This window comes from Agrobacterium sp. NPDC090273, assembly GCF_044772305.1.
GTDB lineage: Bacteria > Pseudomonadota > Alphaproteobacteria > Rhizobiales > Rhizobiaceae > Agrobacterium.
In genome coordinates this window covers 92,800-104,274 of the sequence record NZ_JBIVYN010000001.1, presented here as the reverse complement: position 1 = coordinate 104,274, position 11,475 = coordinate 92,800, and the positions used below count along the sequence as shown (strand labels likewise).

Sequence of the window (11,475 nt, the reverse complement as noted above, 5' to 3'; positions counted from 1 at the left end):
TTGATTAGGCCGCTTCACCGATGATGTCGGCGTAACCGTTGTTTTCCAGCTCAAGCGCCAGTTCCTTGTCGCCAGAACGGATGATCTTGCCCTTGTAGAGAACATGAACGCTGTCCGGAACGATGTAGTCGAGCAGGCGCTGGTAGTGGGTGATGACGATGGTTGCGCGGTCCGGAGACTTCAGCGCGTTAACGCCATCGGCAACGATCTTCAGCGCGTCGATGTCGAGACCGCTATCGGTTTCGTCGAGAACGCAAAGCTTCGGCTCCAGAAGCGCCATCTGCAGGATTTCGGCACGCTTCTTTTCACCGCCGGAGAAGCCGACGTTGAGCGGACGCTTCAGCATGTCCATGTCGATCTTCAGATCGCCGGCAGCTTCCTTCACCTTCTTGATGAAGTCAGGCGTCGTCAGTTCGGCTTCGCCGCGTGCCTTGCGCTGCTCGTTCATGGCAACCTTGAGGAACTGCATGGTGGCAACGCCGGGGATTTCGACCGGGTACTGGAAGGCCAGGAAGATACCCTTGGCAGCGCGCTCTGCAGCGTCCAGTTCGAGAATGCTTTCGCCGTTATACAGGATGTCACCGGACGTGACTTCATAGTCTTCGCGGCCCGACAGGATGTAGGAGAGCGTCGACTTGCCCGAACCGTTCGGGCCCATGATGGCGGCAACTTCGCCAGCGGCAACCTTCAGGTTCAGACCCTTGATGATCTCGGTTTCGGTGTCGGCGATCTTTGCGTGCAGGTCGATGATTTCAAGCATGGTTTTTTCCTAGAATAGTGTGATCGATTGGTGCGCGAAAACCGCGCACTCAGGGTCGTGTCCGTCTGAAGATCAGCCCACCGAGCCTTCGAGAGAGATGCCGATCAGCTTCTGCGCTTCAACGGCAAATTCCATCGGCAGCTCCTGAATGACTTCCTTGACGAAGCCGTTGACGATCAGGGCGATCGCTGCTTCCTCGGGAATACCGCGCTGCAGGCAGTAGAAGAGCTGGTCTTCGGAAATCTTCGAGGTGGTCGCTTCGTGCTCGAAATGCGCCGAAGAGTTCTTCGCCTCGATGTAGGGCACGGTGTGAGCGCCACACTTGTCGCCGATCAGCAAGCTGTCGCACTGCGTGAAGTTACGCGTGTTGGTCGCCTTGCGATGTGCCGAAACCTGACCGCGATAGACGTTTTCCGAGAAACCGGCAGCAATACCCTTGGCGATGATGCGGCTCGACGTGTTCTTGCCGAGGTGGATCATCTTGGTGCCGCTGTCGATCTGCTGATGACCGTTGGAAACGGCAATCGAGTAGAACTCGCCACGGCTGTCGTCGCCGCGCAGGATGCAGGACGGGTACTTCCAGGTGATGGCAGAACCGGTTTCAACCTGTGTCCAGGAAATCTTCGAACGGTTGCCGCGGCAATCGCCACGCTTGGTCACGAAGTTGTAGATGCCGCCCTTGCCCTCCTTGTCGCCCGGATACCAGTTCTGGACGGTGGAATACTTGATTTCGGCATCATCGAGCGCCACGAGTTCGACCACGGCGGCGTGAAGCTGGTTCTCGTCGCGCTGCGGTGCGGTGCAACCTTCCAGATAGGAAACGTAGGCGCCTTCTTCACAGATGATGAGCGTGCGCTCGAACTGACCGGTGTTCTTCTCGTTGATACGGAAGTACGTGGAAAGCTCCATCGGGCAGCGAACGCCCTTCGGCACGAACACGAAAGAACCGTCGGTGAAGACCGCCGAGTTCAGCGTCGCATAGAAGTTGTCCGTCGTCGGAACGACCGAGCCGAGATATTTCTTCACCAGCTCCGGATACTCGCGGATCGCTTCGGAGATCGACATGAAGATCACGCCAGCCTTCGCCAGTTCCGCCTTGAAGGTGGTGACAACCGACACGCTGTCGAACACGGCATCAACCGCGACCGGGCGCTTTTCAACGCCGGCGAGGATTTCCTGTTCCTTCAGCGGAATGCCGAGCTTTTCGTAGACCTTCAGCAGCTCCGGGTCGACTTCATCCAGCGACTTCGGGCCGGGAGCGGACTTCGGTGCGGCATAATAATAGAGATCGTTGAAATCGATCTTCGGATAGCTGACGCGAGCCCATGTCGGCTCTTCCATTGTCAGCCAGCGCTTGTACGCCTCAAGGCGCCATTCCAGCATCCATTCCGGCTCCTGCTTTTTTGCAGAAATGAACCGGATTACCTCTTCGGAAAGGCCTTTCGGGGCCTTGTCGACTTCGATCTGAGTTTCGAAGCCGTATTTATACTGGTCCACATCGATCTGGCGGACCTGATCGATCGTTTCCTGAACCGCAGCCATGTCGTTCTCCAATCTCGCCGGAGCAAAGGTCCGGTGGCTTGTCAACGTATCAAGGCGGAAAGCCGCCTTCATCCATCTTCGGGCAAATTATTCCGGGCCATGCAGGCGGACGGAACTCTTCACCCATGTAGGTGCGGAATGGCGTTTTTCACACATCCCAGCAAGCGGAAATTTGATATTCCGCAATTCTTTACCGCGCTTTCACGCCGCCTGTCCGGCCGGCTTGCGCCGCCCGGCTATTTTTCCGAACGCCGCAAGCGTGCGCTCGATATCGTTTTGCGTCGTCGCATGGCCGAGCGAAATTCTCAGCGCGCCGAGCTTGGGGTCATGCCCCATCGCCGTCAGGACATGGCTTTCGCCAACTTTTCCGGACGAGCAGGCCGATCCGGCCGAAAGGGCGATACCTTCAATGTCGAAGGCGATCTGCCCCGTTTCCGCCTTCAGTCCCGGAAGCGTGAAGAAGGTGGTGTTGCATACCCGCGCCCCACTCTCGCCGTGGATCACCACGTCGGCGGCGGCAACGCGCATACCGGCCTCAAGCGCCGTCCGCAGATCGGATAGACGCAGCGTTTCCGCTTCCAGATTTTTGACCGCATCGGCAGCAGCCGCACCGAACCCAAGAATCGACAGCGTATTTTCAGTGCCGGAACGATGACCCTTTTCCTGCCCGCCGCCATGGATCAGCGGCCGAGGCATCATCACTTCACCGCGCGACACCAGGGCACCTGCCCCCTTCGGCCCACCAAGCTTGTGGGACGAGAGAATAAGGAAGTCCGCATCCAGTGCTGCAATATCAAGCGGCATGCGCCCTGCGGCCTGAACCGCATCGACAACCATCAACCCGCCCGCGGCATGCACAAGCCTTGCGGCCTCGATAACGGGCTGAACGATGCCGGTCTCGTTGTTCACAAGCATGCAGGCAACCATCGGCAGGCCGGACGACGCATCATGTCCGGCCAACAGGGTCTCAAGCGCGGCAAGGTCGAGAACACCGGATGCCGTAACAGGAACTTCCGTAACGTTATCCTTGCTGAACCGGCCGCCTTCACGAACTGCAGGGTGTTCGATGGCGGAAACATAGAGGTGGCCCATCCGCAATGGAGCGCGGCCCATCTTGAAATCCGGTGTCAAAACCAGATTGGCCGCTTCGGTCGCACCGCTGGTAAACGTCACATTCGGCGCTTGCGCGCCAGCAAGGGCAGCAACCTCGCGGCGAGCCGCCTCAACGGCCGCGCGTGCAGCGCGCCCTTCCCTGTGAACAGACGAAGGATTACCAGACATATCAAGAGCTTCGACAAGCACGTCCCGCACGGCAGGCCGCAACGGCGCCGTGGCGTTCCAGTCCATATATGTGCGAGTCAAAACCGTCATGACGGAACAGCTTCCGCTAATCTTCCATGCGCCGAAACGCATTTTCCTTGAAATTTCAGTTGTGCTTGCCTTATGACACGAGCCGAGTGCTTTAGCACACACAAAGTTTCGAATTGTTCTAAACTGCGTTCTAGAAAAGCTGACAGACTTCGTCAAGTCTTATCGCCAGAAGATCGCCGCCAGGAACAAAAAAACACGACCGGAGTACCAATGCCCGAAGTCATCTTTAACGGCCCGGCGGGTCGCCTCGAAGGCCGTTATCAGCCCTCCAAGGAAAAGAGCGCACCGATCGCGATCATTCTGCACCCGCACCCACAGTTCGGCGGCACGATGAACAACCAGATCGTCTACCAGCTCTTCTATCTTTTCCAGAAGCGCGGCTTCACGACGCTCCGTTTCAACTTCCGCTCCATCGGCCGCAGCCAGGGCGAGTTCGACCATGGTGCCGGTGAACTGTCCGACGCGGCTTCCGCGCTCGACTGGGTGCAGAGCCTGCATCCGGACAGCAAGAGCTGTTGGGTCGCCGGTTACTCCTTCGGCGCATGGATCGGCATGCAGCTTCTGATGCGCCGCCCGGAAATCGAAGGTTTCATGTCGATTGCACCGCAGCCGAACACCTACGACTTCTCGTTCCTCGCCCCCTGCCCGTCGTCCGGCCTCATCATCAACGGTGATTCCGACAAGGTCGCACCGGAGAAGGACGTCAATGGTCTGGTTGAAAAGCTGAAGACCCAGAAGGGTATTCTGATCACGCACCGGACCGTTCCCGGCGCCAACCACTTCTTCAATGGCAAGGTGGATGAGCTGATGGGCGAGTGCGAGGATTACCTCGACCGTCGCCTGAACGGCGAACTGGTGCCGGAACCGGCTGCCAAGCGCATCCGCTGATAATGAACCAATGAAACTCAGAACCGCCGGTCATCCCGGCGGTTTTTTGTTTGGGCGTATCTGGCCGGGCCGCCGCCCGTCACGGCATGTTTGCACGCAGGCTCACGCCGTCGCGAGAACACCGCCGGTGACCGGCTCTGCCACGCCCGTCGTGCCGGGATAGGTTAGCGGCAATCCCTTTAGAGACCGAACCGCGAGATAGGCCCAGGCTTCCGCCTCCATCGCCCCACCATCGAAACCGGCATCCTCCGCCGCGATGACCTTGGCATCCTTTTCGGCGGCCTGTGCGGCAAACTCTGCCATGATAACAGGATTGAGACGGCCACCACCACAGACCACATAGGTTTTGGCCGCTTCCGGAAGATAGCTGGCGGACTTGAGAATAGCCGTACCGGTCAGGTGCGCCAGCGTGCGCGCGCCATCACCCAGCGAAACCTCGCCCTTCTGCGGCGGCAGGAAATCGCTGCGGTCGAGCGAGCGGCGAATATTGGCCGAAAAGAACGGGCTTTCCATGTAGCGGGTCACAAGCGGAAGCACGACCTTTCCGCTCGCGGCAACCTTGCCACCCTTGTCGAAAGTCTTTCCGGTATGCGCCTCGATCCACTGGTCGATCAACATGTTGCCCGGTCCGCTGTCGAAGGCCGCAAGTCGCCCCTCGTCGCCAATGAAAGTGAGATTGGAAATGCCGCCGATGTTGACGAAGACGGCAGGCGTTGCAAAACCCTTGGGCAGATTGGCAGCAAGTGCGGCGTGATAGGCTGGAATGAGTGGCGCGCCCTGCCCGCCATGCACCATGTCGTTGGCGCGCATGTCATAGACGACGTCGATCCCGGTTTCTTCGGCCAACAGCGGACCGTCACCGATCTGCACCGTCAGCGCCTCATCCGGCCTATGCAGCACGGTCTGCCCGTGAAAACCGATCACATCGATCTGGTCTGCCTGAAGCTTGTGGCGGTGCAGGAAGGATTTGACAGCCGCCGCATGCGCAAGCGTCAGCTTGCGTTCGGCATCGCCGAGATCCTCGGGGCGTTCACGACGTTCGCAGATCGACTTGGCGGTCGTCAGCGCTTTTTGCCAGATGGCGCGCAAATGCGGATCATAGGGAAAATAGCCACTCGGTCCATGCCGCACGATGCTTTCGCCATCCGTGTGCAAAAGCGCAATATCGATGCCGTCCATCGATGTTCCGCTCATAAGGCCGATCGCCGTTTTTACGTCACCCACGCGTCATTCTCCCGTCCGAAGGAATCATCATTGTACGATTCGCCAATATTCATGGCCGAAACGGGTGCACTTTTCAAAAAACAATGATAAATCCGCCGCGTTCATTGGCTCCCAATGACGACAAATATCCAATCAGAAAGAAAAAGGTCATGTCCAGGTTCAAGTCCGATTTCCTCCGCACGCTCGACGAGCGCGGCTTCATTCACCAGATCTCCGATGAGGCAGGTCTCGACGAACTGTTCGCCAAGGAAACTGTGACTGCCTATATTGGCTATGATCCGACGGCATCCAGTTTGCACGTCGGCCACCTGACCCAGATCATGATGCTGCACTGGCTGCAGCAGACCGGCCACCAGCCGATCTCCCTGATGGGCGGCGGCACCGGCATGGTCGGCGATCCCTCCTTCAAGGAAGAAGCTCGCAAGCTGATGACGATCGACATGATCGAGGACAACATTACCTCGCTCAAGCACGTCTTCGCCAACTACCTCGATTACGATCGCAAGCCGAACCCGGCACTGATGATCAACAACGCCGACTGGCTGCGTGGTCTGAACTACCTCGAATTCCTGCGCGACGTCGGCCGCCATTTCTCGGTCAACCGCATGCTGTCCTTCGACAGCGTCAAGACGCGCCTTGACCGCGAACAGTCGCTGTCCTTCCTCGAGTTCAACTACATGATCCTGCAGGCCTACGACTTCGTCGAGCTGAACCAGCGCGTCGGTTGCCGCCTGCAGATGGGTGGTTCCGACCAGTGGGGCAATATCATCAACGGTATCGACCTTGGTCACCGCATGGGTACGCCGCAGCTTTACGCGCTGACCTCGCCTCTGCTGACCACGTCTTCCGGGGCGAAGATGGGCAAGTCGGCCTCCGGTGCGGTCTGGCTCAACAAGGACCTGTTGCCGGTCTACGACTTCTGGCAGTACTGGCGTAACACCGAAGACGCCGACGTCGTGCGTTTCGCAAAACTCTTCACCACGCTGCCGATGGACGAGATCGCCCGCCTTGCAGCACTTGGTGGTTCGGAAATCAACGAAGCAAAGAAGATCCTCGCAACGGAAGTCACAGCGATCCTGCATGGCCGCGCTGCCGCCGAAGAAGCTGCGGAGACCGCACGCAAGACCTTCGAAGAAGGTGCACTTGCGGAAAACCTGCCGTCCATCGACGTTCCGGCAGCCGAACTCGAATCCGGCGTTGGTCTGCTGTCGCTGATCGTTCGCGCTGGCCTGGCCGGATCGAACGGCGAAGCTCGCCGCCATGTTCAGGGCGGTGCCGTCAGAATCAACGACAAGGCTATGGCCGATGAGCGCCAGACGATCGGTTCCGGCGAGATCACCGCCGATGGCGTCATCAAGCTTTCGGTCGGCAAGAAAAAGCACGTTCTCGTTCGCCCGGCATAAGCCGCGCAAAACGACATCAAAAAATGAGGGCCGCGAAAGCGGCCCTTTTTATTGGAACTCGAAGATCTGCCGGAAGACGCCCGGCGCGATCAGCGACAGAGGATTGATCGTCAGCGTTGGCTGGTTCGCCTGCCCTGAAAGCTTGAAGGTGATGCCGAGCAGACCACGGTCACGACCATTTCCGAGGAAGATGCCGATGAACGGCAACTCGCCGAACAGACGGTTCAGGCCATAAGCCGGCATGAAGGTGCCAGTCATTTCCATCCTGCCGCTCTGGTCTTTCAACAGGCCCTGGAAGGTCGCGCCGATCTGTTCGCCTCGCACCACACCGTTTTCGACAGCAATCGAGCCATTGACGTAGACAATCCGCGCAAAACCGCGCTGAAACTTTTCCGAGCTCACATCGATGTTGCGGCGAACAGCCGTGTTGAGGCTGCGCCCATCCTCACCTGTCGGCGTCGCAACGATATCCTGCAGCTTGGCCTCGTTGACGACGGAGAAGTTGCGCAGGTCGAGCGAACCGCTCCAGGACGTGCCGTTGCTGGTCGTCAGCGCCAGATTGACGAGGCCGCCACGCAGACGCGTATAAAGATCGGCAAAGCGGGCAAGCGAACCGGCATCGCTGCTTGTCAGAGTGATGGTGCCGGATGACGCCTTGTTGGTGGTCTGCGCCACGACGGCCTGGCCATTGCCCGTTACACCGCGAAAATCGACCGAACGTATCTGGCCTTCGCGCAGATTGACGTCCGCATTGACGTTGGAGAGAACCTCGTTGTTGAAACCGTAGACCTTGTCGATCTGCGCCTTGATGGCGAGTGAGGGTTGCGAACGTGGCGTGCCATCCCCGGTGCCTGCGGGATTGCGCAATTTGGAAATCAGGGGCCGAAGGTCGATCGATTTTCCGTTGGCGGTGATGATGTAACTGTTCTTGGATGCAACGACAGAAACAGCATAATCGTCGGAAGACGATAGTTTCAGCCTGTCCAGATCTGCGGAAATCAGACCGTTCTTGTTGAAGGCAATATTGCCGGCCGCGCCAAAGCCGTCACCGTCGAGCGAAAAGTCATTGATGTTCGTACGGCCATCGACCGTCTCCATCGAAAACTCTGCGCTGGCGGGGATACCGATCCCCTTGCTCCAGCCGATGCCCGGCAGGATGATCGATGCTCGGGTGAGATCGAGCTTGACCTCCTGATGCTTGGGATCGGCCCCGCTGACCTCCAGCGTCGTGGTGCCGCCGAGAACCGTCGTCAGCTCCGGCGCAAGTTTCGCCACCTGATTTTCGTTCAGAGACGCCTTGAGGGCAAGCTGGCGGGGAACGTTGCCGTTCTTGCGCACGGGTTCCGTCAGCGCGATGTCCATCGGCACGTCATCGATCCGGCCTTTGCCCTGCAGCACGAGCTGCTGGTCGTTCAGCGTCATCGTGCCGTCAACGGCCGTCACGCTGCGACCGGCAAAAGGCCGCGCCAGTGCCAGCCCCTTGAGGTTCAGCTCCGCCGACCAGACCGGCGGTGGCGGAGCCTGACTGCTCAGCAACCCGACCACGAGCTTTGCTTGGGCTTTGACGTCGCCGGTAAAATCTTCCGGTTTGAACTCGGTATCCTTGAGCGCATTGATCGGGTGGAAGGTGGCAAGCTCCGCCACCGCATCCGCAGCCCCGGCAATGTTCAGGTCGAGATTGGCAAGCAGCGGCTTCTCATAGACCGAATCGATCGAAAAACGGCTGTTTTCCAGTGTCAGGGAACGGTTGGAAGGGAAGTAGGATGTCGCCCGCGAAATATCGACATCGATCTCTTCGCCGGAAAGCTGGAAATGGGCACTGGCATCCCGCAACGGCGGAATGTTGCCTGTGGTGTTCAACCGCGTATCGGCAATATCGAAGCGGATCTGCATCTCGCTTTTGCCGAGAATCAGCGGGCAACCGGGACCGCACATGCGTCCCTGCGGAATGAACACCGCGATCGAACCATTGGTGACGGTCCCGCCGAACAGGTTCGACACCACCCAGTCGCGCGGCTTATGCGCCATCCAGAACGGCCAGAGCTGCTTGACCGCCGTTGCCTCCATTTTCGGGATCTGACCGCCGAAGCTGATTTCAGGTGAACCCTGTTCACCAAAACGGATCTTGAGCGACCCCGCCATGTCACCGAGCGGAGAGCTGACATAGAGCGAGGAGATATCCAGTTGCCTTGCCGCAGCCGTGAACTGCCCGTCAGCTTTCAGATTGAAAGGAACCGGCGGCTCGCCGGAAGCCTCTGCCGACGCCACGGCGTTGTCGATCCTCAAGGCAAGACCGAAACCCTCGTCCGTGTCCTTGATCTCTCCGGCAATCGGAAGGATCGTTCGACCGAACTCGAGCCGCGAATTGTCGATCGCCAGCGACGTGTTGGCAAAGTCGTACCGCGCATTGATCGTGCCGCCGGAGACCGGCTGGGCTTCCCCTGCGATCAGCAGCGTACCGTTGCCCACGCCCAGAGAAACCGAAAGCTGCGGCTCACGCCCCTCTCCGCCGCGATGGGCGGCGATATTCACACCCGCCTTGACGTTCAGGCCTTCGTGCAGGCTGCCTTGCGGATCGTATTTCTCAAGCAGCGGCCCGACATCGAAACCATCGAGACGGGCCTGAAAACCTTCGATAACCCCACCGGTCCCCGATGTCTTGAGCGACAGGCTGGCAACCTCGTTGTTGAAGATCGCTTCGCCATCGATGGTGTAACCACCCTCCGCATCCGGCGAGAGGGACAACTCCTGCAACTGGATCGTCCGTAACTTGCCCTCATTGCTGGGGGGCAAATGCACAGAGACATCCGAAATGGTGATCTGCTCCGTGCCGCTGACCCGGAATGCCTGTGCAAAATTATCGAGCTGCAGGAATGCCGATTGCAAGGCATCCGGGATCGCGTCGATCTTGATCTTGGTGGGATCAAAGCCATTGCCCTTGGGCAGAAGCGCTGTATCGAGTTCCATCCCGTCAGCTTCAAGGCTCTGCACGGAAACGCGGCCGGCAAGAAGCGCCAGCGGGTCGAGCGCCATACCAATGGCACGCGCCCGGCTCATGTGCTGGCCGGAGGCCTGATCGATGATATCGACGTCACGCGCCACAAGCGCCAGCCGCAATCCGGTTGAAAAGCGAATGGCCGAAGAGCCGATGCGGGCGCTGTAATGGGGACCAAGCGCCTTTTCCAGCGCCTGCTGCGCCTGTGCCGACAGGGTTTTGTCGATAGAGCCGGTCTCTACCGACAGGATGATGCCGCCAATCGACAGGAAAGCGAGAACGAAAAGGGCCGTAAATATCTTCGTAAAGGTGCGCAGCATCGAGCGCGGCGCCGGGCAATGCACGATGATCGGATCTTCGGCCTTTGCCGAAGGAAGATCGTGCAGCCGAACGATATCGCGCTTGCCGAACGTGACCCTTTCACCCCGTATTTCCGCCATACGCCCGTGTCTGCTCCCGGAAAGCTTTTGTTTCGCCGCAATACTGGACGACGCTTCGTTTCGCTATATACCGAATCTGGTGAGTTTCACTCAACATCCCGGTGAAAGAAAGGTGGATTATGACAGATACGACGATCGGCAGCCCAGCTCCTGACTTCACTCTACCGCGCAATGGCGGCGGAACGGTGACACTGACCGACCTCAAGGGCAAGGCAGTCGTACTTTACTTCTACCCGAAGGACGATACGTCCGGCTGCACGGCTGAAGCCATCGATTTCAGCGCGCTCGGCGCACAGTTCGAGGCAGCCAATACGGTTGTGATTGGCATCTCGCCCGATTCTGTCAAAAGCCACGACAAATTCGCGGCAAAACACTCGCTGACCGTGATGCTGGCGGCAGACGAAGAAAAGACCGTCGCCGAAGCCTACGGCGTCTGGAAGGAAAAAAGCATGTACGGCAAGAAATACATGGGCGTCGAGCGCACGACCTTTCTCGTCGCACCCGACGGCACCATTGCCGAAATCTGGAACAAGGTGAAGGTTGCCGGACACGCCGAGGCTGTTCTGGACGCTGCCAAAAAGCTCTGACATCGCTGTCGGTGTGCCTGACACGACGGGCGACGTGCGCGCCGCCACTTACCCCTAATACTATTCCTACCGGAACGGTCCGGCAGGCAGTCTCCGACATCTGGCCATTGACGGTTTCAGCACGCACCAGAAGGCAGCCACATGTAATCTCGCCTTTGCGGAAGCCGACCTCACGCCCTCCTCCCACCGATCCCTGACAGCCATCCGCCACAGCTGAAACGCTGATCTGGCAAGCATTCCCGGCTCCATGGCAAAACTTCGTTAA

The 11,475-nt window shown here is 58.8% G+C and carries 8 protein-coding genes; 3 read left to right on the top strand and 5 right to left on the bottom strand.

All coding sequences use genetic code 11. The features are described 5' to 3' along the window. Positions 1-4: 4 nt before the first annotated feature. The 3 genes from sufC to ACIQT8_RS00545 form a co-directional block, all read right to left on the bottom strand. The gene (gene sufC, locus ACIQT8_RS00555; RefSeq protein ID WP_138793860.1) at positions 5-760 is read right to left on the bottom strand and encodes a Fe-S cluster assembly ATPase SufC; all 756 of its coding nucleotides are present in this window, start codon (positions 758-760) and stop codon (positions 5-7) included. Between the two features lie 72 nt (positions 761-832). Next, positions 833-2,302: a Fe-S cluster assembly protein SufB gene (gene sufB / locus ACIQT8_RS00550; RefSeq protein WP_138793861.1), complete on the bottom strand. Its 1,470-nt coding sequence runs from the start codon at positions 2,300-2,302 to the stop codon at positions 833-835. Between the two features lie 201 nt (positions 2,303-2,503). Then, the gene (locus tag ACIQT8_RS00545; protein ID WP_400962265.1) at positions 2,504-3,673 is read right to left on the bottom strand and encodes a cysteine desulfurase family protein; all 1,170 of its coding nucleotides are present in this window, start codon (positions 3,671-3,673) and stop codon (positions 2,504-2,506) included. 210 nt (positions 3,674-3,883) lie between these two features. Between ACIQT8_RS00545 and ACIQT8_RS00540 the strand changes: the two genes are divergently transcribed. Next, positions 3,884-4,561, top strand: a complete 678-nt coding sequence (locus ACIQT8_RS00540; RefSeq protein WP_003522662.1) for an alpha/beta hydrolase — start codon at positions 3,884-3,886, stop codon at positions 4,559-4,561. A 102-nt stretch (positions 4,562-4,663) separates the two neighbouring features. Here the strand turns inward: ACIQT8_RS00540 and ACIQT8_RS00535 are convergent, their stop codons facing one another. Beyond that, positions 4,664-5,785: an anhydro-N-acetylmuramic acid kinase gene (locus tag ACIQT8_RS00535; protein WP_400962262.1), complete on the bottom strand. Its 1,122-nt coding sequence runs from the start codon at positions 5,783-5,785 to the stop codon at positions 4,664-4,666. Positions 5,786-5,934: 149 nt separating this feature from the next. Here ACIQT8_RS00535 and tyrS point away from each other — a divergent pair, with 149 nt between their 5' ends. Continuing rightward, positions 5,935-7,188 carry a tyrosine--tRNA ligase gene (gene tyrS, locus ACIQT8_RS00530; protein WP_138793864.1) on the top strand — a complete coding sequence of 418 codons (1,254 nt, stop codon included), beginning with the start codon at positions 5,935-5,937 and terminating at the stop codon, positions 7,186-7,188. A gap of 48 nt (positions 7,189-7,236) precedes the next feature. Here the strand turns inward: tyrS and ACIQT8_RS00525 are convergent, their stop codons facing one another. Beyond that, positions 7,237-10,623 carry a DUF3971 domain-containing protein gene (locus ACIQT8_RS00525; protein WP_400962259.1) on the bottom strand — a complete coding sequence of 1,129 codons (3,387 nt, stop codon included), beginning with the start codon at positions 10,621-10,623 and terminating at the stop codon, positions 7,237-7,239. 119 nt (positions 10,624-10,742) lie between these two features. Here ACIQT8_RS00525 and bcp point away from each other — a divergent pair, with 119 nt between their 5' ends. Beyond that, positions 10,743-11,210, top strand: coding sequence for a thioredoxin-dependent thiol peroxidase (bcp, locus tag ACIQT8_RS00520; protein ID WP_138793866.1), 468 nt, complete (start codon positions 10,743-10,745; stop codon positions 11,208-11,210). Positions 11,211-11,475: the final 265 nt, after the last annotated feature.